We start from the raw sequence: 19,923 nt of genomic DNA, 5'->3' as shown, positions 1-19,923 counted from the left end.
ACTTGTCAGGCAAAATCCAGCAGCAGCCTCGCCACTTCCAGCACCTCTTCCAGCACCGCTTCTGCCGACTCTGCGGAAGGCTTGAGCATCAGGTCATCGGCATAGCCCATCGCCAGGGCGAAGATCTGCCGTGCAGCGCGCTGACACGACTCGCAGCGAAAGACGCCATCGGCAACGCCCCGCTCGATCACTTCGGCAAGCATGCCTTGCCACTGGGCGTTGATCACCAGGTAAGCCTGGGCCATTTGCGGGTCGTGCATGGCTTCGTCCCAGGCGTCGAGCCACAGCGCCCAAGCGGCGTCAGCGGTGCTGGGCAGGCAGTCGCGCAAGAACCCCATAAGCGCCTCCAGCGGTGGAGCATCGGCCAACGGCTCGCGCACTTCATCCAATTGCTCATTGGCAAAGCGCACAAAAGCTTCGCGACGCAGTTCATTCCAGTCACTGAAATAGTGATAGACGTGACTGCGTGACAGCCCGGCATGTTCGGCCAAGTCACGGGTGGACACCGCGGCAAAGCCCTTGCTGCGAAACAGCTCAAGAGCGGCGGCGATGATCTGGTCTTTACGGTCGATACGCGACATGGGCAATTCCTTCGGGCGCCGGTAGATGAGCGGCGCTTGCTTTTTGAGCGATCGCTCAAGGATACTTGAGCAGTCGCTCAATAATAGCGTCTATCACTCCTTTGGTGCACCCATGACATCCGTCACCCCCCAAATTCTGATCGAAGAAAGCCAGAAAATCGGCCAGCAGTCCGCCAGCCAGACACTCAAGGCTATTGCCAAAGCCTATCCCGGCAAGCTGTCTTGCACCTTGTCGCTGGTGGCGCTGGAGAACGCACTGTTGTTGGCCTATCCGCTGTTTGCCGGGTTCGCGGTGGATTCGATTATCCGCGGCGATGCCACCAGTGCGTTGTTCTATGCCGCCGTGGTCATGGCGTTCTGGGTGGTCGGGGCGGCACGGCGAGCGCTGGATACACGCACGTTCACGCGCATTTACGCCGACCTTGCGGTGCCAGTCATCCTCAACCAGCGCCAACAGAACCACAGCACCTCGAAATCGGCGGCACGGGTGGTGCTGGCACGGGAATTTGTCGACTTCTTTGAAAAGCACGTGCCGATCATCGCCACGGCGTTGGTGTCGATTGTGGGCGCGGCGGTGATGTTGATCGTGATTGAGCCATGGGTAGGCATGGCCTGCCTGGCCGCGCTGCTGCTGTGCATCACCTTGTTGCCACGCTTTGCACAGCGCAATCAGGAACTACACGAGCGCCTGAATAACCGCCTGGAGAAAGAAATCGGCCTGGTCGAAAAGGTCGGCGCGCCGACCCTGCGACGTCACTACCAGGTGCTGTCGCGCCTGCGCATCTGGCTTTCAGACCGCGAGGCTGCGGCGTACCTGTTTCTCGGTACGCTCGCGGCTTTGCTGTTTGTGGTTGCGATCAGCCAGTTGGCCTTGTCCCCAGCGGTCAAGGCCGGCCACATCTACGCGGTGATGACTTACCTGTGGACCTTCGTGACCAGCATGGATGAAGCGCCAGGTATGGTCGACCAACTGGCGCGGCTCAAGGACATCGGCAAGCGCGTAGACCCAGGGCTGGGCGACCACTAAGCCTCAACGAAACCGGTCTACCTCCTGACGCAAGCCTGCCGCCAAGGTTTCCAGTTCCTTGGCGGTGACTGCCAGGTTCGACACCACTTCGCGCTGCTCGCTGTTGGCCAGGGCAATGCTCTGCAAGTTACTGCTGAGCAGGGTTGCGGTGCTGCTCTGCTCCTGGGTGGCGGTGGTGATCGCAGCGAATTGCTGGCCGGCCGAGCGGCTTTGCTCATCGATACGCGCCAGGGCCGAGGCGACGTCGGCGTTGCGCGACAGGCCGTCCTGCATCAATACCTTGCCGTGTTCCATGGTGCTGATGGCGTTGCCGGTTTCCTGCTGGATGCTCTGGATCATCGCCGAAATTTCATCGGTGGCCTGGCGGGTGCGCGAGGCCAGGTTGCGCACTTCGTCGGCGACCACGGCAAAACCGCGGCCTTGTTCACCGGCGCGGGCGGCTTCGATGGCGGCGTTGAGCGCCAGCAGGTTGGTCTGTTCGGCGATGGAGGTAATCACACCGACGATCCCGCCGATTTCCTGGGAGCGCTGGCCCAAGGTGTTGATCACTGCGGCTGTGCTGTTCAGGGCAGTGGCAATATGCTCCAGCGACGATGACGCCTCTTGCATCGAGGTGCGGCCGATCCGGGTCTGCTGGGCATTCTCTTGCGCCAGGCGCTCGGTGTTGCCCATGTTGTCGGCGATGTTCAACGAGGTAGCGCTGAACTCTTCCACCGCGCCGGCCATACTGGTGATCTCGCCGGACTGTTGCTCCATGCCTTCGTAGGCGCCACCGGATAGCCCCGACAGCGCCTGGGCGCGGCTGTTGACCTGTTCGGCAGCACTGCGGATATGCGAAACCATGGTCGACAGCGCCTCACCCATCTGATTGAAGCTGCGCGCCAACTGCCCGATTTCGTCATGGCTGGACACGTTAAGGCGTGCGCTCAAGTCGCCTGCGCCCAGAGCTTGCGCCTGGCGTACCAAATCACTCAATGGCGCCAGCTTGCTGCGCAACAGCCACACCGTGGCGCCCACTGCCAGCAACATCGCCAGCACGCTGCCGATCACCAGGCGAATCCCGACTTCCCACGTCACGGCGCGTATTTCCGCCTTGGGCATACTCGCCACCACCGCCCAGGGGCCGCCTTCGAACGGCACCGAAACGCTGTAGAAATCTTCGTTATTATCGCTCCAGAAACGCCCTGCCCCCGGCGTCTTTGCCAGGTCGAGCATCACGGCAATGGCCTGGTCCGGCGCCTGCACGCCGGCTGGCGGCACCAGCCAATGCTTCTGCTCATCCAGCAGCGCCAGGGAGCCGGTCTGGCCGAGACGGAAGCGCTTGAGATTTTCAAACTGGGCGTTCTGCGCGTCGGTGTAATCGAAGCCGATAAACAGCACGGCGATGACCTTGCCGCTGCTGTCACGCACCGGGCTGTACTGGGTCATGTAGGAACGGTCGAACAATACCGCACGGCCGATATAGGTTTGCCCGTCGGCAACACGCTGGTAAGCCGCGCCCTGGCGGTCAAGCACCGTACCGATGGCACGGTTGCCATCCTGCTTGGTCAAGGAAGTGCTCACGCGGATAAAGTCGTCGCCGCTGCGCACGAATACGGTGGCCACACCGCCAGACATTTGCTTGAACTCATCCACTTCTTCGAAATTGTTGTTCAGCACCTCATTACCCAGGTACAGGCTCGGCGTCTGTACACCGGCCACGGCCACGGGTTGGTCGGCACGCACACTCAGGCCGGCGCCGAAGCGTTTTTCAAACAGCCCGCTCAAACGCTGGGTACTCTCGCGCAAGGTGCTGTGGAAGGTATTGAGTTGGTCGGCGAGCAAACGCGCCTCGCTGGCCAGGTGCTCCTCACGGGTGTCGAGGTTGGCGGAGTCAAGGGAACGCAGGGCAAACACAGTGCTGCCGCTGATAACGACAGCCAGAATCACTGCAAGGGCGAGACCTAACTGGGAGGCAATCCGGGCACGAGGTTGAGACATGACAGCTCCTGGCCGAGGCCAGGATCATCCTGATCTCATAGCGCTGCTCGGCAAATTATCTAGTGGGAAACGTTGGTGCACGATTGTTCCAACACACCTTCTTCGGCGGCACTTGGTAATACTTGAGCGAATCACAGGGGTATCCCGCAAACGATTGCATCAAACGCCGGCCCCTACTCAATCCAGACGTTCAACCTGAGGCAACTCCATCGCTTTGACTTCTCCTTGAAGAAACTCCGCCAGCCGTCGCAAGCGTTCCCCCCCGGGACGGGTTTTCGGCCACACCAGGTAGTAACTTTCCCCACTGGCGACCGCCCTGGGCCACGGCAGGCTCAGGCGTCCCTGGGCGACATCTTCGGCCACCATCAACAAATCGCCCATGGACACGCCATAACCACGCGCCGCCGCGATCATGCCCAACTCAAGGGTATCGAACACCTGCCCGCCCTTGAGAGACACCCGGGACGACAACCCCATGCGCTCCAGCCAGTTGCGCCAGTCACGACGATCAGGCGTGGGATGCAACAACTCGGCACTCGCCAGGCGGGCAGCGTCCCAAGGTCCATCATCCAGCAGGTTCGGCGCGCCCACGGGGATCAGCAATTCGGGGAACAGGTAACTGGCCTCCCAGTCCGCCGGAAAATGCCCATCGCTCAACAACACCGCACAGTCGAAGGGTTCCTGGTTGAAGTCCACTTCATCCACGCTCATCCACGCACTGGTCAGTTGCACCTCATTGCCTGGCTGCAAGGCGCGGAAGCGACTCAGGCGCGCCAATAGCCAGCGCATGGTCAAGGTGGACGGTGCCTTCATGCGCAGAATGTCATCTTCAGTATTCAAGGTATGACAGGCGCGCTCCAACGCAGCGAAGCCTTCGCGCACGCCGGGCAGCAACAGGCGCGCGGCTTCGGTGAGCTGCAGATTGCGACCGCTGCGCTGGAAAAGGCGGCAGGCGAAATGCTCCTCGAGGGTGCGGATATGCCGGCTGACCGCACTTTGGGTGATGGACAGTTCCTGCGCCGCACGGGTGAAGGAGTTGTGCCGGGAAGCGGCTTCAAATGCACGCAGGGCATACAGTGGAGGAAGACGACGAGACATTGGGAAAGCTCCGACGGCGCAATATCGGCACCCTATCAGAATCAACCAGGCATGAGTTTTAATCATGTGAACGATCGCTTTTATCCTTTTGTGCAAAGCGCCCAAAGCGCCGAGAATCAATCTCCCCCCATTTCCTGACTATTTGAGTGTGATGATCATGCAACATCCGGCACGTACCGAACTCTGGGCCATTCTGCGGCTGTCGGGGCCGTTGATTGCCTCACAGTTGGCGCACATGCTGATGGTGCTGACCGACACCCTGATGATGGCGCGCCTGAGCCCCGAAGCCCTGGCCGGCGGCGGCCTGGGCGCGGCGAGCTATTCGTTCGTGGCGATCTTCTGCATCGGCGTGATTGCCGCGGTGGGCACCCTGGTCGCCATTCGTCACGGCGCAGGCGATATCGACGGCGCCACGCGCCTCACCCAGGCCGGGCTGTGGCTGGCGTGGTTGATGGCCTTGGCAGCGGCGCTGCTGCTATGGAACTTGAAGCCGGTGCTGCTGATGTTCGGCCAGACCGAAACCAACGTACAAGCGGCGGGGCAATTCCTCACCATCCTGCCTTTCGCCCTGCCCGGCTATCTGACTTTCATGGCGCTGCGCGGCTTTACCAGCGCGATCGGCAAGGCGACGCCGGTGATGGTGATCAGCCTGTGCGGCACCGTGGTCAACTACCTGCTCAATCACGCCTTGATCGAAGGCATGTTCGGCCTGCCGAAACTGGGCCTGATGGGCATTGGCCTGGTGACCGCCATCGTCGCCAACGGCATGGCGCTGGCATTGATGTGGTACATCCGCAGCAACCGCGCCTACGCCGCCTACCCGCTGGGTACTGGACTGCTGCGCTTGAATACCCACTACCTGCGCGAGCTGTGGCGCCTGGGCCTGCCGATCGGCGGCACCTATGCAGTAGAGGTCGGGCTGTTTGCCTTTGCGGCGTTGTGCATGGGCACCATGGGCAGTACCCAGTTGGCCGCGCATCAGATTGCCCTGCAAATTGTCTCGGTGGCGTTCATGGTACCGGCGGGGATGTCCTACGCGGTGACCATGCGCATCGGCCAGCATTACGGCGCCGGGCAGTTGTTGCAGGCACGCATGGCCGGTCGGGTCGGCATAGGCTTTGGTGCCATGGTAATGCTGGGATTTGCCGTAGTGTTGTGGCTGTTTTCCGACCCGTTGATCGGGCTGTTCCTCGACCATGACAACCCGGCGTTCCATGACGTCATCGTCCTGGCCGTCAGCCTGCTGGCCGTCGCCGCGTGGTTTGAATTGTTCGACGGTGTGCAGACCATTGCCATGGGCTGTATCCGTGGTTTGAAGGACGCCAAGACCACCTTCCTGGTCGGCCTGGGTTGCTACTGGCTGATCGGTGCGCCCTCGGCCTGGCTGATGGCGTTCACTTTAGGCTGGGGGCCCACCGGGGTATGGTGGGGCTTGGCGCTGGGACTGGCGTGCGCGGCGGTGAGCCTGACATGGGCGTTTGAGGCGAAGATGAAGCGGATGATTCGGCAGGAGCCGGATGCTCCTGTTGGATTCCAAGCGGCACTGCCTGACTAGCGAGCGCACGCGGTCCATGTGGGAGCTGGCTTGCCTGCGATAGCGGTGTGTCAGGCTAATCATTATTAGCTGAACGACCGCTATCGCAGGCAAGCCAGCTCCCACATTTGAACCACTTTGAAGGCTCAGCCCAACAGCGCCTGCTGGCTTTGCCCAAACATCAGGTACTCCACCAGTTCCGCCAACGGCAACGGCTTGCTGATCAGGTACCCCTGGGCCTGGTCACAACCGAACAACCGCAACAGCTCAAGCTGCTCGGGTGTCTCCACGCCTTCGGCCACCACTTCCAGGTTGAGGTTGTGGGCCAGGTTGATCATCGCGTGTACCAATTTGCGGTTTTCTTCGCGCTCTTCCATGCCGCCGACAAAACTTTTGTCGATCTTCAACAAGGCGATCGGCAGGCTGTTGAGGTGCACGAATGACGAAAACCCGGTGCCGAAGTCATCCAGGGAGAACCGCACGCCGAGGCGGCCCAGGGCGTCCATGGTCTGCTTGACCAGATCGCTGCGGCGCATCACCGCGGTTTCAGTCAATTCGAACTCCAGCCATTGCGCTTCCACGCCACGCTCGGCAATCAGCCGACTGAGTGTGGAGAGCAATTGGCTGTCCTGGAACTGGCGAAACGACAGGTTGACGGCCATGTGCAGCGGCGGCAGGCCGCGTTCGCGCAGGTCTTGCATGTCGCGCAGGGCCCGGGAAATCACCCAGTAGCCCAAAGGCACGATCAGGCCACTCTGCTCGGCCAGCGGCACGAATTCGCTGGGTGGCAACAAGCCGCGCTCACCGTGGCGCCAGCGCACCAGGGCTTCGAGGCCGACGATATGACCGTCGTCCAAGTCCAGGCGCGGCTGGTAATGCAGCTCCAGCTCATCGCGGCGCAAAGCCCGGCGCAGTTCACTTTCCAGGTCGGCCAGGCTGCGAGCGTTGCGGTTGATGCGTTCATTGAAGATGTGAAAGGTGCAGCCCTGGGTGCTTTTGGCCTGCTGCATGGCGATATGGGCGTGCCACATCAACGGGTCAGCGCCGGCGCGGGCGCGCGCATGTGCCACGCCCAGGCTGCAGCCGATCAACAAGCTTTCGCCATCGACCCAGTAAGGCTCGGCCATCACTTCGGTGATGCGCTCGGCCATCCACTCGGCACGCTGGGGCGCGCGACGGGTGTCGATCAGCAAGGCAAATTCATCGCTGCCCAGCCGCGCCAGCTGGTCCCCGGCTTCGAGCTGGCTCTTGAGCCGCGACACCACTTGCAGGATCAACCGATCGCCGGCCTGGTGGCCGAGGGCGTCGTTGGCATGACGGAAGTTGTCCAGGTCCAGATGGCCCAGAGCCAGGCCGCGGCCTTCGTTGTCCGCCAGCCGCGCCGCCAGCAGTGTCTGGAAGCCCTGGCGGTTGGCGATACCGGTGAGCGGGTCCTGCTCGGCCAAGCGCTGCAAGGTGTTCTCCAGAACGCCGCGCTCGCGCACATGGCGCAAGCAGCGGCGCAATGTTTCAGGGTCCAGCCCATTCAGGATCAACCAGTCGCTGACACCGAGCGGCGACACCAGCGGCTCCTGCTCCAACAGCAATACACACGGCAAGCTGCAGCGGCCAGGACCGGGCTGCAGGCTGGGCGTGGTCAATAGCACGGCGCCCTGATCGTCATCGAACAGACGACTCACCGAGTCCCAGTTGGGTGCACTGATCAGCACAGCCCCTTCGCCCATCGGCACCAGGCACTCGCGCAACAACGCTGCCCATGCAGGCTCTTCGGCCAGCAGCAGCAAACGCAAGGGTTCGACAGGCGTAGACAAGCTAACTCCCTAGACTCTGCTAAATTTCGTGAGCGATGGCATTATGACGTGCGGCCTGGCAATGATAAATGCGTGACAAATGATAGGTGTTATCAAACACGCAGACTGTGAAAAATAGTCTGAGTATTCCCCACATCCTGCGGCAAAGTAGCAAAACCGGCAAATTTAGATCGAGTGGTACGTCACACCGTCGTTCTAAGGCAGCAGAATCTTGCCAGCCTGTTAAAATGCCCGCCCTTTTGAACAACGACTCCTAAAACTCCGTATGTCCCGACTCAATCCCCGGCAGCAAGAAGCCGTGAACTACGTCGGCGGCCCTCTATTGGTGCTCGCCGGCGCCGGCTCCGGCAAGACCAGCGTGATCACCCGCAAGATCGCGCACCTGATCCAGAACTGCGGCATCCGCGCCCAGTACATCGTCGCCATGACCTTTACCAACAAGGCGGCGCGGGAAATGAAAGAGCGGGTCGGCACCCTGCTCAAGGGCGGCGAAGGCCGCGGCCTGACGGTGTGTACCTTCCACAATCTGGGCCTGAACATCATCCGCAAGGAGCATGTGCGACTGGGCTACAAGCCCGGCTTCTCGATCTTTGACGAGACCGACGTCAAGGCCCTGATGACCGACATCATGCAGAAGGAATACGCAGGCGACGACGGCGTCGACGAAATCAAGAACATGATCGGCTCATGGAAAAACGACCTGATCCTGCCCGCCGAAGCCCTGGAAGCTGCACGCAACCCCAAGGAGCAGACCGCCGCCATCGTCTACACCCACTACCAGCGCACGCTCAAGGCGTTCAACGCAGTGGACTTCGACGACCTGATCCTGCTGCCGGTCAAGCTGTTCCAGGAACACAAGGACATCCTGGAGAAGTGGCAAAACAAGGTGCGCTACCTGCTGGTGGACGAATACCAGGACACCAACGCCAGCCAATACCTGCTGGTAAAGTTGCTGATTGGTACGCGCAACCAGTTCACCGTGGTGGGCGACGACGACCAGTCGATCTACGCCTGGCGCGGCGCCCGCCCGGAAAACCTGATGCTGCTCAAGGAAGACTACCCGTCGCTGAAAGTGGTGATGCTGGAGCAGAACTATCGCTCCACCAGCCGCATTCTGCGTTGCGCCAACGTGCTGATCTCCAACAACCCCCACGAGTTTGAAAAACAACTGTGGAGCGAGATGGGTCATGGCGATGAGATCCGCGTGATCCGCTGCCGCAACGAAGACGCCGAAGCCGAACGCGTGGCCGTGGAAATCCTCAGCCTGCACCTGCGCACCGACCGGCCCTACAGCGACTTTGCGATCCTGTATCGCGGCAACTACCAGGCCAAGCTGATCGAGCTGAAACTGCAGCACCACCAGGTGCCGTATCGCCTGTCGGGCGGCAACAGCTTTTTCGGACGCCAGGAAGTAAAAGACCTGATGGCCTACTTCCGGCTGATCGTGAACCCGGACGACGACAACGCCTTCCTGCGGGTGATCAACGTACCGCGCCGGGAAATCGGCTCCACTACCCTGGAAAAGCTCGGCAACTACGCCACCGAACGCAAGATTTCCATGTATGCCGCCACCGACGAAATCGGCCTGGGCGAACACCTGGACACGCGCTTCACCGATCGCCTGTCGCGCTTCAAGCGCTTCATGGACAAGGTGCGCGAACAGTGCGCCGGCGAAGACCCGATCAGCGCCCTGCGCAGCATGGTCATGGACATCGACTATGAAAACTGGCTGCGCACCAACAGTTCCAGCGACAAGGCCGCGGATTACCGCATGGGCAACGTCTGGTTCCTGATCGAAGCGCTGAAGAACACCCTGGAAAAAGACGAAGACGGCGAAATGACCGTCGAGGACGCCATCGGCAAGCTGGTGTTGCGTGACATGCTTGAGCGCCAGCAGGAAGAGGAAGACGGCGCCGAAGGCGTGCAGATGATGACCTTGCATGCCTCCAAGGGCCTGGAATTTCCCTACGTGTTCATCATGGGCATGGAAGAGGAAATCCTCCCACACCGCTCCAGCATCGAAGCCGACACCATCGAGGAAGAACGGCGCCTGGCCTACGTGGGCATCACCCGCGCACGTCAGACCCTGGCCTTCACCTTTGCCGCCAAGCGCAAGCAATACGGCGAAGTCATCGATTGTGCCCCCAGCCGGTTCCTTGACGAGCTGCCGCCCGATGACCTGGCCTGGGAAGGCAATGACGACACCCCCACCGAGGTGAAGGCCGTTCGCGGCAACACCGCCCTGGCGGATATACGCGCAATGCTAAAGCGCTAGAATCGACTACTTTTCAATCTACTTTCGGCGCCTGCTGCGCCATCAGAGGAAGCTTTCCGTGGAAGCACTGCACAAGAAAATTCGCGAAGAAGGCATCGTGCTTTCCGATCAGGTTCTCAAGGTCGACGCCTTTTTGAACCACCAGATCGACCCGGCACTGATGAAACTGATCGGCGACGAATTCGCCGCGCTGTTCAAGGATTCGGGGATCACCAAGATCGTCACCATCGAAGCCTCAGGTATTGCACCGGCGATCATGACCGGGCTGAACCTGGGTGTACCGGTGATCTTCGCGCGTAAGCAGCAGTCGTTGACCCTGACGGAAAACCTGCTGTCGGCAACGGTGTATTCCTTCACCAAGAAAACCGAAAGCACTGTGGCGATCTCCCCACGCCACCTGACCAGCAGCGACCGCGTGCTGGTGATCGATGACTTTTTGGCCAACGGCAAAGCGTCCCAGGCGCTGATTTCGATCATCAAGCAGGCCGGCGCGACTGTTGCGGGCTTGGGGATCGTGATCGAGAAGTCGTTCCAGGGTGGGCGTGCAGAGCTGGATGCGCAGGGTTATCGGGTTGAGTCGCTGGCGCGGGTGAAGTCCTTGGCGGGTGGTGTCGTGACCTTCATCGACTAAATCAACGTGTGGGAGCTGGCTTGCCTGCGATAGCGGAGTGTCAAACGACAGAGATGTCGACTGTCAGGCCCTCATCGCAGGCAAGCCAGCTCCCACATTTGATTTGTGTTGCCTGTCAGCGGGCGGTGGCCTGTAGCCCAGCAAGCAGTAGCCGCTGATACAAATCCTCTTTAAACCCCTCCGGCTTATCCAGACGCATCCGTACCAAATGCTCGGGATACGCCTGCGGCTCCGGTGCATCCAGTGCCGCCTTGCCCAACTCCAGAATCTCCGTCAGCTTGAATTTGCTCTTGAGCCAGTTCAGCGCTCGCAACAAGTCCCGCTCCTCATCCGTGAAATCACTGCCCAACGGGTATTCCGGGAACAACCGTCGATGCTTGGCCTGAATCGCCTGGAGGCGTTCCGGCGTGTTGTCCGCAAAGCGCGGATCCAGCTGGAAGTCCTTGGTCAGCTTGCCGGCCTTTTGTGCCTGCTCAATCAAGTCGCCCTGGAAACGCGAGTCGGTGATATTGAGCAGCGCTTCGATCACCTTGGCATCCGTCTGCCCGCGCAAGTCGGCAATGCCGTACTCGGTAATTACGATATCCCGCAGGTGCCGGGGAATGGTGCAGTGGCCGTACTCCCAGACAATATTGGAACTGACCTCGCCCGCCGACTCCCGCCAGCTGCGCAAAATCAGGATTGAACGCGCACCGTCCAGCGCATGCCCCTGGGCAACGAAATTGTATTGCCCGCCCACACCGCTGAGCACGCGACCGTCTTCCAGCTGGTCGGCCACGCCGGCACCGAGCAATGTGACCATGATTGCGCTGTTGATAAAGCGCGCATCCAGGCGCTGCAGCCGCTTGAGTTCTTCCTGGCCGTACAGCTCGTTGATATAGCTGATGGCAGTCATGTTGAATTCGAGACGCTTGGCGTGGGTCATTTCCTGCAAGCGCTGGTAAAAACTGCGCGGCCCTAGAAAGAAGCCACCGTGGATCGACACGCCATCGGGTTGCGCCGCATCGTCCAGGGTGCCTTCGTTGGCCTGCGTCTGGGTCGCCACATCCGGGTATACCTTGCGCCGCACAATCCCCGCATCCGCCAGCACCAACAGCCCGTTGACGAACATCTCGCTGCAACCGTAAAGACCACGTGCGAAAGGCTCGACACCGCCCTCACGGCTGATCAGTGGCGCCCACTGATACACATCCAGGTCGGTCAGCAGCAATCGATAGGCTTCGTTATCGGCCTGGCGCGCCAGCAAGGCGGCGGTCAGCGCATCGCCCATGGAGCCAATGCCAATCTGCAAGGTGCCGCCGTCACGTACCAGGGTGCTGGCGTGCAGGCCAATAAAATGATCCTGGAAGCCCACCGGCATGTTCGGCGTGGAAAACAATGTGGTGCTGTCTTTTTCATCGAGCAGGTAGTCGAACGCGTCCATGCCCAACTCGGCGTCGCCGGGCATGTAGGGCAGATCGCTGTGGACCTGGCCGACAACGAGGATGGTTTCCCCGGCTTCGCGGCGCTTGGCGATCATCGGCAGCAGGTCGAGGGTGATATCCGGGTTGCAGCTCAGGCTCAGGCGATCAGGATGCTCGGCGCTGCTGGCAACCAGTTGCGCCACCAGGTTCAGGCCGGCGGCATTGATGTCGCGGGCGGCATGGCTGTAGTTGCTGCTGACGTAATCCTGCTGCGCCGAAGTGCTGTGGAGCAGGCTGCCGGGCTGCATGAAAAACTGTTGCACTTGGATATTTTTCGGCAGGCTGTCCTTGTGCAGGTCGGCGAGGAAGTCCAGTTCAGGGTAGTCACCAAACACCCGCTCGATGAACGGTTCGAGAAAGCGCTTCTGCAAGCCATCGCCCATCGTCGGGCGGCCCAGGCTCAACGCGGTGTAGATCGTCAGCGCCCGCTCCGGCAGTTTGGCAATACGCCGGTACAGCGCGTTGGCGAACAGATTGGGCTTGCCAAGACCCAGCGGCATGCCCATGTGGATATGCGCCGGCAACCGCGCCAGTACGTCGTCAACTGCTTGCTCGATTGAACACAACTGCACCATCGGACTGCTCCCGAACATTCCATGAATTGGAGTTGGACCGAGCTTGCCGGGTCTTTGCTGCAATGAACAGCCTCTAAACATAAATCGCGAGCACAAAAAAGCCGCTCGTAAGCGGCATTTTTGGCGAAGATCGTCTGATTACAGGCCGGACATCTTCTTGATGGCGCCTTTGAGGTCTTCATCCGAGCAATCAGCGCAGGTGCCTTTGGGTGGCATGGCGTTGATACCGGTGATGGCCTTGGCCAGGATGCCATCGAGGCCGCCCTGGTGGTCGGCGCGTTCTTTCCAGGCGGCGGTGTCGCCAACTTTCGGCGCACCCAAGAGGCCAGTACCGTGGCACGCGTTACAGTGCTTGGCGATAATCTCGTCCGGTGTTTTCGCACCGCCACCGCCCGCTGCCACGGCCACTTCCATGCCCTTGCATTCCTGGCCCTGGACGCAAACCTGGCCCACAGGCTCCAGGCGCTTGGCAATGTCATCATTGGTCGCAGCTTGAGCGCTGACAGCCCATAGGGCCAGTACGGTTGCTGGTGCAGCCAGCATTTTCATAATTAGGTTCACGCGTTCACCCTCAATGGTGGCTATTCACGCCTGCGGCCACGGTTTCGCAGGCGGCGAAAGTATAACGGTTAGCCCGGGCTGCCGAAACAACCCTATTAAATAAAGGGAGATACGGCCACACGGATACAGCTATGGGAGCCTCTGCAACGCTGGCAGGGCGCCTCTTTTGTTAAAAGTTCGCGGGCGTGGCTGCGCTGATTAGTCGCGCCGGCACATCGAACGGGTTGCGAAAACGATGGGGCTTGGTGCTTTCAAAGTAGTAGCTATCGCCAGCTTCGAGCACAAAAGTTTCAAGACCGACCACCAATTCCAGGCGACCTTCCAGCAGAATCCCGGTTTCCTCGCCCTCATGGGTGAGCATTTCTTCGCCCGTGTCGGCGCCCGGCGGGTAAATTTCGTTGAGAAAGGCGATGGCCCGGCTCGGGTGCGCCCGGCCCACCAGTTTCATGGTGACGGCACCGTCAGAGATGTCGATCAGCTCATTGGCTTTATAGACGATCTGCGTCGGTATTTCCTGGAGGATCTCCTCGGAAAAGAACTCGACCATGGACATGGGGATACCGCCCAGCACCTTGCGCAGGGAGCTGATCGAGGGGCTGACGCTGTTTTTCTCGATCATCGAAATGGTGCTGTTGGTGACGCCCGCGCGCTTGGCAAGCTCGCGCTGGGAAAGACCTTTGAGTTTACGGATGGATTGCAGTCGTTCGCCGACGTCCAATGCAGGAGCCTCCTAGGATTCAGGCTTTGTTGTAATTGAGCGTTATCATGGCGACAGCGTTCAGTATTTACAACACTTGGGCCTAAATCCCGAGCAGCTGCATTCGTATCCGGCCATCAAGCGCCGCAATAGAGCCTTGGCACCCGGCGCAGGTTGCAGAAAATCTGGTAGGGAATGGTATCGGCAGCAGTGGCGACGTCACTGGCGAGGATGTTCTTGCCCCACAACTCCACGGTTGAGCCAAGGCCCGCTTGGGGTAAGTCGGTAAGGTCGACACACAGCATGTCCATGGACACGCGCCCCAGCAGTTGGCTGCGCTGGCCCGCCACCAGCACCGGCGTACCGGTTGGCGCGTGGCGGGGGTAACCGTCGGCATAGCCCATGGCAACCACTCCGATGCGCATCGGCTTGGGCGTGACAAACCTGGCGCCATAGCCCACGGGTTCGCCAGCCGGCAGTTCGCGTACACAAATGATTTTGGACTCCAGGGTCATCACCGGCTGCAACCGTGCGGCAAAGGCCTGGTCTTCGCCAAATGGCGTTGCGCCGTAGAGCATGATGCCTGGGCGTACCCAGTCGCTGGCCACGCCTGGCCAGCCTAATACAGATGGGGAGTTACGCAGGCTGACTTCGGCAGCCAAGCCTTGGCGAGCTGCTTCGAATACCGTGACTTGTTCGTTGCTGCTGACGCAATCGAGCTCATCGGCGCGGGCAAAATGGCTCATCAACACGATCTTCGCGACTTTGCCGCTGGCCAGCAGACGCTGGTACGCCTCTTGATAATCCTTGGGATGCAAGCCGACACGGTGCATGCCCGAGTCCAGCTTGAGCCACACGGTCAGCGGTTTGCTCAGCTTGGCCTGTTCGATGGCCTCAAGCTGCCACAACGAATGCACCACACACCACAAATCCTGTTCGATGATCAGCGGCAACTCGTCCGCCTCAAAAAAGCCTTCCAGCAACAGCACCGGCGCGCGAATGCCGGCGGCACGCAGTTCCAGGGCTTCCTCGATGCACGCCACGGCAAACCCGTCGGCTTCGGTTTCCAGTGCCTGGGCCACGCGCACGGCACCATGGCCGTAGGCATCGGCCTTGATCACGGCGAGCGCCTTGGCCCCCGTGACTTCACGGGCCAATTGGTAGTTGTGGCGCAAGGCTTGAAGGTCGATCAGGGCACGGGCTGGACGCATGGCGGCAGGCTTCTAGGCAGCAAGGTGAAGAAAAACCGGTGCCGACCAACAACGTCGGCGCCGGGAGAGGGATCGTTGCTAAGGCAGCGCCGCCACGACGGACAGCTCTACCAGGATTTGCGGCTCGCACAATTTGGCTTCAACCGTGGCACGGGCCGGAGCGACGCCTTTGGGCAGCCACTTGTCCCACACCGCGTTCATGCCGGCGAAGTCGGCGTCAATATCCTTCAGGTAGATGGTCACCGACAGCAACCTGGACTTGTCGGTACCGGCCAGGTCCAGTAAACGCTCGATATTGACCAGGGTTTCACGGGTCTGCTGTTCAATCCCGGCACTCAGGTCGTCGCCGACTTGCCCGGCCAGATACACGGTACCGCTGTGAACCACGATCTGGCTCATGCGCTCATTGGTGAGCTGGCGCTGGATTGACATGTTGTGCGGACTCCTGGTGATTGCCATAACGGGAAATATCGAGGCCGGCGGCGCTGATCTGCGGCGTTTTCTTTGCCATCAGGTCGGCCAGCAAGCGGCCAGAGCCACAGGCCATGGTCCAGCCGAGCGTACCGTGACCGGTATTCAGGAACAGGTTCTTGAATGGAGTGGCACCGACAATCGGCGTGCCGTCGGGTGTGGTCGGACGCAGACCGGTCCAGAAACTGGCTTGGGCCAAATCGCCGCCCTGAGGATAAAGGTCGTTGACGATCATCTCCAGGGTTTCACGTCGACGTGGATTCAGCGACAGGTCAAAACCGGCTATTTCAGCCATGCCGCCGACACGAATACGGTTGTCGAAACGGGTGATCGCGACCTTGTAGGTCTCATCGAGAATGGTCGAGGTGGGCGCCATTGCCGGGTTGGTGATCGGCACGGTCAGCGAGTAGCCCTTGAGCGGGTAAACCGGTGCCTTGATCCCCAGGGGCTTGAGCAGCTTCGGCGAGTAACTGCCGAGGGCCAGTACATAGCGGTCGGCGGTTTCCAGCTTGCCGTCGATCCACACGCCGTTAATGCGATCACCGGCGTAATCGAGGCGCTGGATGTCCTGCTCGAAACGGAACTCCACGCCCAACTGCTTGCACATCTCGGCCAGGCGCGTGGTGAACATCTGGCAGTCGCCCGTCTGGTCATTCGGCAGCCGCAAAGCACCGGCGAGGATATCCGTAACGCTGGCCAGGGCCGGTTCAACACGGGCAATACCGGCGCGATCAAGCAGTTCGAACGGCACGCCGGACTCTTTCAACACCGCGATATCCTTGGCGGCACCGTCAAGTTGGGCCTGGGTGCGGAACAGCTGGGTCGTACCGAGGCTGCGGCCTTCGTAGGCAATGCCGGTCTCGGCACGCAATTCGTCGAGGCAGTCGCGGCTGTACTCGGACAGGCGCACCATGCGCTCCTTGTTCACGGCATAGCGGCTGGCCGTGCAGTTGCGCAGCATCTGCGCCATCCACAGATATTGATCGACATCGGCGGTTGCCTTGATCGCCAGCGGCGCGTGGCGCTGCAGCAACCACTTGATAGCCTTGAGCGGCACACCCGGCGCGGCCCATGGCGAGGCGTAGCCAGGGGACACCTGGCCGGCGTTGGCGAAACTGGTTTCCATGGCAGCGGCAGGCTGACGGTCGACCACCACGACATCGAAGCCGGCCCGCGCCAAATAGTAGGCACTGGTCACCCCAATGACACCGCTACCCAAGACCAGAACGCGCATTTTTATATCCTCATCACGGGCTTAGCCGCTGACGTGTGTTATTCGAGCAATGATGGACGCAGTGTAAAAAACAATCACCAGTGCATTTCACTATATAAATGCCTATATTTGGCGACAATTCTTGGCAAAAACCCTTTTCACAGAGGCGTATCCCCTATGCGTACCAACACCCAGACCAAGCGGGAGCTGGACAAGATCGACCGCAATATCCTGCGCATCCTGCAAACCGACGGGCGCATTTCGTTCACAGAGCTGGGGGAAAAGGTCGGGCTGTCCACCACTCCCTGTACCGAGCGGGTGCGGCGCCTGGAGCGCGAAGGGATCATCATGGGCTACAACGCGCGGCTCAACCCGCAGCATTTGAAAGGCAGCCTGCTGGTATTTGTCGAGATCAGCCTGGATTACAAGTCTGGCGACACCTTTGAGGAATTTCGCCGCGCCGTGCTGAAACTGCCTCATGTGCTGGAGTGCCACTTGGTATCAGGGGACTTCGACTACCTGGTGAAAGCGCGTATCTCGGAGATGGCTTCGTACCGCAAGTTGCTCGGCGATATCCTGCTCAAGTTGCCCCATGTGCGCGAATCCAAGAGCTATATCGTGATGGAAGAGGTGAAGGAGAGCCTGAACCTGCCGATCCCCGATTGACTCAGTCAGACCAGCACTTGCCGGGTACTCGCCATGTACTCATGGATCTGCTTCTCGACCCGCGGATGAATCAGCTCAACCGGTCGGCGCCCATTGGGGCATGGCAAGGTCTTGGTGGTGCCGAACAGGCGACAGATCAGTGGCCGCTCGTCATACACCGTGCACCCATGGGGCCCCAGGTGCACGCAGTTCAGCTCATCCATGGCGGCCTCCTGCTCGGCGGCCGTCTTGCGTGGCAGGCGCGACATTTCCTCAGGCGAAGTGGTCACCGGCCCACAGCAGTCATGGCAACCCGGAACACATTCAAATGAAGGAATCTGTCTGCGCAGCGCGCTGACTTTCTGACTGTTGCAACTCATCGATACACATACCCAACGGCGAATAGGCGTGGATTCTGACGCAAAACGCAGCGCGCAGACAGCTTCATCGGACCGCTGTATCCTGCGTCAAATTTTCCAAACAGGGAGGCTCCCCATGACCGCCAGCGCCCGGCATACCGCGTCCTACTACGCCGCCAGCAGCGTGCCGCACCCCGAGTACCCGGCGTTGACAGGCGAGCTGCGCGCCGATGTATGCGTGATTGGCGCGGGGTATTCCGGGCTCAACACGGCTTTGGAGCTGGCCGAGCGCGGCTTCAGCGTGGTGGTGCTGGAAGCGCGCAGGGTTGGCTGGGGCGCCAGCGGGCGTAATGGCGGCCAGTTGATTCGCGGCGTCGGCCACGGGCTGGATCAGTTCGCGTCCGTGATCGGCAGTGACGGCGTGCGCCAGATGAAGCTGATGGGGCTGGAAGCCGTGGAGATCGTGCGTGACCGCGTAGAACGCTTCCAGATTCCCTGCGACCTGACCTGGGGCTACTGCGACCTGGCCAACAAACCCCGTGATTTGCAGGGCCTAGCGCAAGATGCCGAAGAACTGCGCAGCCTGGGCTACCGCCACGAGGTTCGCCTGCTGCAAGCCAGCCAGATGAGCAGCGTGATCGGCTCCGAGCGCTATGTGGGCGGCATGATCGACATGGGCTCTGGTCACCTGCACCCACTGAACCTGGCGCTGGGCGAAGCGGCCGCCGCGCAGCAGTTGGGCGTGAAGTTGTTCGAGCAGTCTGAAGTGACGCGCATCGACTACGGCCCCGACGTCAAGGTGCACACCGCCCAGGGCCACGTACGTGCCAAAACCCTGGTGCTGTGCTGCAACGCCTACCTGAATGGGCTCAACCCGCAATTGAGTGGCAAGGTACTACCGGCCGGCAGCTACATCATCGCCACCGAGCCCTTGAGTGAAGCGCAAGCGACCCGCCTGCTGCCGCAGAACATGGCCGTGTGTGACCAGCGCGTGACGGTGGATTACTTCCGCCTGTCCGCCGACCGCCGCCTGTTGTTCGGCGGCGCCTGCCACTATTCCGGACGCGACCCCAAGGATATCGGCGCCTATATGCGACCGAAAATGTTGCAGGTATTCCCGCAACTGGCCGACGTGAAGATCGACTACCAGTGGGGCGGCATGATCGGCATCGGCGCCAACCGCCTGCCGCAGATCGGCCGGTTGGCGGATCAACCCAATGTGTATTACGCCCAGGCTTACGCGGGTCACGGCCTGAATGCCACGCACCTTGCGGGCAGGTTGCTCGGCGAAGCCATCAGCGGCCAGCAACAGGGGCGTTTCGACCTGTTCGCTCAGGTGCCGCACATCACCTTCCCCGGTGGCAAACACTTGCGTTCACCGCTGCTGGCGCTGGGGATGCTCTGGCACCGCCTCAAAGAACTGGTGTGATCAACTGCGCCAGAACGGCTTCAGGCCTTCCTGGCGCGCCTGTTCAGCGGTCAAACCCACGTCCAGCAGCTGCTCGCGGGTCAGCGTAAGCAACGCCTTGCGCGTGTGACGACGTTGCCAGAACAGGCTCCAGCGGCTGCCGACAGGCGCAGTCGTTGCCCGCTGCTGCCCTGCTTCCAGTTCTTGGCTGTGTAGCGCCAGCCGCACATCGCTCATGCCGTTCATTTTGCTGCCCCTCGTTGGCTTGTTGCCTTGAGTGACTAGGATGGGGGCACGGGCAAAACCATTACAGATCCAGCCTGTTTTTATTAAATCCATACAGATACTGCCTATGGATGGCTGAATCCTGTATTTTCACTCTA

Annotated in this window: 18 protein-coding genes and 1 pseudogene; 6 read left to right on the top strand and 13 right to left on the bottom strand. The window is 60.7% G+C overall.

All coding sequences use genetic code 11. From position 1 onward, the window contains the following. Positions 1–5 precede the first annotated feature (5 nt). Entirely contained in the window at positions 6–581 is a 576-nt protein-coding gene (locus JH25_RS12015; RefSeq protein ID WP_032878749.1) for a TetR/AcrR family transcriptional regulator, read from the bottom strand. Positions 582–693: 112 nt separating this feature from the next. Here JH25_RS12015 and JH25_RS12020 point away from each other — a divergent pair, with 112 nt between their 5' ends. After that, positions 694–1,608: an ABC transporter six-transmembrane domain-containing protein gene (locus JH25_RS12020; RefSeq protein WP_177327406.1), complete on the top strand. Its 915-nt coding sequence runs from the start codon at positions 694–696 to the stop codon at positions 1,606–1,608. Between the two features lie 3 nt (positions 1,609–1,611). Here the strand turns inward: JH25_RS12020 and JH25_RS29400 are convergent, their stop codons facing one another. The 3 genes and pseudogenes from JH25_RS29400 to JH25_RS12030 all read right to left on the bottom strand — a co-directional run bounded on the left by JH25_RS29400 (position 1,612) and on the right by JH25_RS12030 (position 4,686). Continuing rightward, entirely contained in the window at positions 1,612–2,334 is a 723-nt protein-coding gene (locus JH25_RS29400) for a methyl-accepting chemotaxis protein (protein ID WP_371920243.1), read from the bottom strand. Positions 2,335–2,514: 180 nt separating this feature from the next. Then, positions 2,515–3,588, bottom strand: a pseudogene (locus tag JH25_RS29395) (Cache 3/Cache 2 fusion domain-containing protein); the annotation flags it as partial. 177 nt (positions 3,589–3,765) lie between these two features. Beyond that, complete coding sequence (locus JH25_RS12030; RefSeq protein WP_032878744.1) at positions 3,766–4,686, bottom strand: LysR substrate-binding domain-containing protein; 921 nt, start codon at positions 4,684–4,686, stop codon at positions 3,766–3,768. A 151-nt stretch (positions 4,687–4,837) separates the two neighbouring features. Between JH25_RS12030 and JH25_RS12035 the strand changes: the two genes are divergently transcribed. After that, positions 4,838–6,241, top strand: coding sequence for a NorM family multidrug efflux MATE transporter (locus tag JH25_RS12035; RefSeq protein WP_032878743.1), 1,404 nt, complete (start codon positions 4,838–4,840; stop codon positions 6,239–6,241). A 125-nt stretch (positions 6,242–6,366) separates the two neighbouring features. Here JH25_RS12035 and JH25_RS12040 read toward each other — a convergent pair whose 3' ends face one another. Continuing rightward, positions 6,367–8,031 (bottom strand): putative bifunctional diguanylate cyclase/phosphodiesterase, encoded by a 1,665-nt coding sequence (locus tag JH25_RS12040; protein ID WP_005792463.1) that lies wholly within the window; start codon positions 8,029–8,031, stop codon positions 6,367–6,369. A gap of 265 nt (positions 8,032–8,296) precedes the next feature. Here JH25_RS12040 and rep point away from each other — a divergent pair, with 265 nt between their 5' ends. Together rep and JH25_RS12050 are read left to right on the top strand one after the other, a co-directional pair. Then, positions 8,297–10,306 (top strand): DNA helicase Rep, encoded by a 2,010-nt coding sequence (rep, locus tag JH25_RS12045; protein ID WP_032878742.1) that lies wholly within the window; start codon positions 8,297–8,299, stop codon positions 10,304–10,306. 58 nt (positions 10,307–10,364) lie between these two features. After that, complete coding sequence (locus tag JH25_RS12050) at positions 10,365–10,937, top strand: xanthine phosphoribosyltransferase (RefSeq protein ID WP_032878740.1); 573 nt, start codon at positions 10,365–10,367, stop codon at positions 10,935–10,937. Between the two features lie 115 nt (positions 10,938–11,052). Here the strand turns inward: JH25_RS12050 and JH25_RS12055 are convergent, their stop codons facing one another. The 6 genes from JH25_RS12055 to dadA all read right to left on the bottom strand — a co-directional run bounded on the left by JH25_RS12055 (position 11,053) and on the right by dadA (position 17,149). Further along, complete coding sequence (locus JH25_RS12055) at positions 11,053–12,975, bottom strand: acetyl-CoA hydrolase/transferase C-terminal domain-containing protein (protein WP_032878738.1); 1,923 nt, start codon at positions 12,973–12,975, stop codon at positions 11,053–11,055. A 138-nt stretch (positions 12,976–13,113) separates the two neighbouring features. Next, positions 13,114–13,524 (bottom strand): c-type cytochrome, encoded by a 411-nt coding sequence (locus JH25_RS12060; RefSeq protein WP_032878737.1) that lies wholly within the window; start codon positions 13,522–13,524, stop codon positions 13,114–13,116. 181 nt (positions 13,525–13,705) lie between these two features. Beyond that, positions 13,706–14,254 carry a cupin domain-containing protein gene (locus JH25_RS12065; RefSeq protein WP_005792468.1) on the bottom strand — a complete coding sequence of 183 codons (549 nt, stop codon included), beginning with the start codon at positions 14,252–14,254 and terminating at the stop codon, positions 13,706–13,708. Positions 14,255–14,370: 116 nt separating this feature from the next. Then, positions 14,371–15,444 carry an alanine racemase gene (gene alr, locus JH25_RS12070; protein WP_005792469.1) on the bottom strand — a complete coding sequence of 358 codons (1,074 nt, stop codon included), beginning with the start codon at positions 15,442–15,444 and terminating at the stop codon, positions 14,371–14,373. 78 nt (positions 15,445–15,522) lie between these two features. After that, on the bottom strand, positions 15,523–15,876 hold the full coding sequence (locus JH25_RS12075) for a RidA family protein (RefSeq protein WP_005792470.1): 354 nt from the start codon (positions 15,874–15,876) through the stop codon (positions 15,523–15,525). Next, positions 15,848–17,149, bottom strand: a complete 1,302-nt coding sequence (dadA, locus tag JH25_RS12080) for a D-amino acid dehydrogenase (protein ID WP_032878734.1) — start codon at positions 17,147–17,149, stop codon at positions 15,848–15,850. Before dadA ends, JH25_RS12075 begins: the two co-directional genes overlap by 29 nt. A gap of 156 nt (positions 17,150–17,305) precedes the next feature. Here dadA and JH25_RS12085 point away from each other — a divergent pair, with 156 nt between their 5' ends. Next, complete coding sequence (locus JH25_RS12085) at positions 17,306–17,794, top strand: Lrp/AsnC ligand binding domain-containing protein (protein ID WP_003176896.1); 489 nt, start codon at positions 17,306–17,308, stop codon at positions 17,792–17,794. 5 nt (positions 17,795–17,799) lie between these two features. Here the strand turns inward: JH25_RS12085 and JH25_RS12090 are convergent, their stop codons facing one another. Further along, positions 17,800–18,153, bottom strand: a complete 354-nt coding sequence (locus tag JH25_RS12090) for a YkgJ family cysteine cluster protein (protein ID WP_005792472.1) — start codon at positions 18,151–18,153, stop codon at positions 17,800–17,802. Between the two features lie 115 nt (positions 18,154–18,268). On the opposite strand from JH25_RS12090, the gene JH25_RS12095 reads away from it, so the two are divergent. Then, positions 18,269–19,561, top strand: coding sequence for an NAD(P)/FAD-dependent oxidoreductase (locus tag JH25_RS12095; RefSeq protein WP_032878732.1), 1,293 nt, complete (start codon positions 18,269–18,271; stop codon positions 19,559–19,561). On the opposite strand, the gene JH25_RS12100 is transcribed toward JH25_RS12095, so the two are convergent. Then, on the bottom strand, positions 19,562–19,786 hold the full coding sequence (locus tag JH25_RS12100; RefSeq protein WP_032878730.1) for a DUF1127 domain-containing protein: 225 nt from the start codon (positions 19,784–19,786) through the stop codon (positions 19,562–19,564). It abuts the gene before it with no gap. Between the last annotated feature and the right edge of the window lie 137 nt (positions 19,787–19,923).

It is taken from the genome of Pseudomonas sp. BRG-100 (genome assembly GCF_000737955.1).
Taxonomy (GTDB): Bacteria; Pseudomonadota; Gammaproteobacteria; order Pseudomonadales; family Pseudomonadaceae; genus Aquipseudomonas; species Aquipseudomonas synxantha_A.
The sequence above is the reverse complement of the archived record's forward strand: the minus strand, read 5'-3'. Positions and strand labels throughout refer to the sequence as shown.

Coding starts and splice junctions, on each gene's coding strand:
- JH25_RS12020 (WP_177327406.1), top strand. CDS start 694: ATGACATCCGTCACCCCCCAAATTCTGATCGAAGAAAGCCAGAAAATC.
- JH25_RS12090 (WP_005792472.1), bottom strand. CDS start 18,153: ATGAGTTGCAACAGTCAGAAAGTCAGCGCGCTGCGCAGACAGATTCCT.
- JH25_RS12030 (WP_032878744.1), bottom strand. CDS start 4,686: ATGTCTCGTCGTCTTCCTCCACTGTATGCCCTGCGTGCATTTGAAGCC.
- JH25_RS29400 (WP_371920243.1), bottom strand. CDS start 2,334: ATGGCCGGCGCGGTGGAAGAGTTCAGCGCTACCTCGTTGAACATCGCC.
- JH25_RS12100 (WP_032878730.1), bottom strand. CDS start 19,786: ATGAACGGCATGAGCGATGTGCGGCTGGCGCTACACAGCCAAGAACTG.
- alr (WP_005792469.1), bottom strand. CDS start 15,444: ATGCGTCCAGCCCGTGCCCTGATCGACCTTCAAGCCTTGCGCCACAAC.
- JH25_RS12085 (WP_003176896.1), top strand. CDS start 17,306: ATGCGTACCAACACCCAGACCAAGCGGGAGCTGGACAAGATCGACCGC.
- JH25_RS12055 (WP_032878738.1), bottom strand. CDS start 12,975: ATGGTGCAGTTGTGTTCAATCGAGCAAGCAGTTGACGACGTACTGGCG.
- JH25_RS12015 (WP_032878749.1), bottom strand. CDS start 581: ATGTCGCGTATCGACCGTAAAGACCAGATCATCGCCGCCGCTCTTGAG.
- JH25_RS12060 (WP_032878737.1), bottom strand. CDS start 13,524: ATGAAAATGCTGGCTGCACCAGCAACCGTACTGGCCCTATGGGCTGTC.
- dadA (WP_032878734.1), bottom strand. CDS start 17,149: ATGCGCGTTCTGGTCTTGGGTAGCGGTGTCATTGGGGTGACCAGTGCC.
- rep (WP_032878742.1), top strand. CDS start 8,297: ATGTCCCGACTCAATCCCCGGCAGCAAGAAGCCGTGAACTACGTCGGC.
- JH25_RS12035 (WP_032878743.1), top strand. CDS start 4,838: ATGATCATGCAACATCCGGCACGTACCGAACTCTGGGCCATTCTGCGG.
- JH25_RS12095 (WP_032878732.1), top strand. CDS start 18,269: ATGACCGCCAGCGCCCGGCATACCGCGTCCTACTACGCCGCCAGCAGC.
- JH25_RS12075 (WP_005792470.1), bottom strand. CDS start 15,876: ATGTCAATCCAGCGCCAGCTCACCAATGAGCGCATGAGCCAGATCGTG.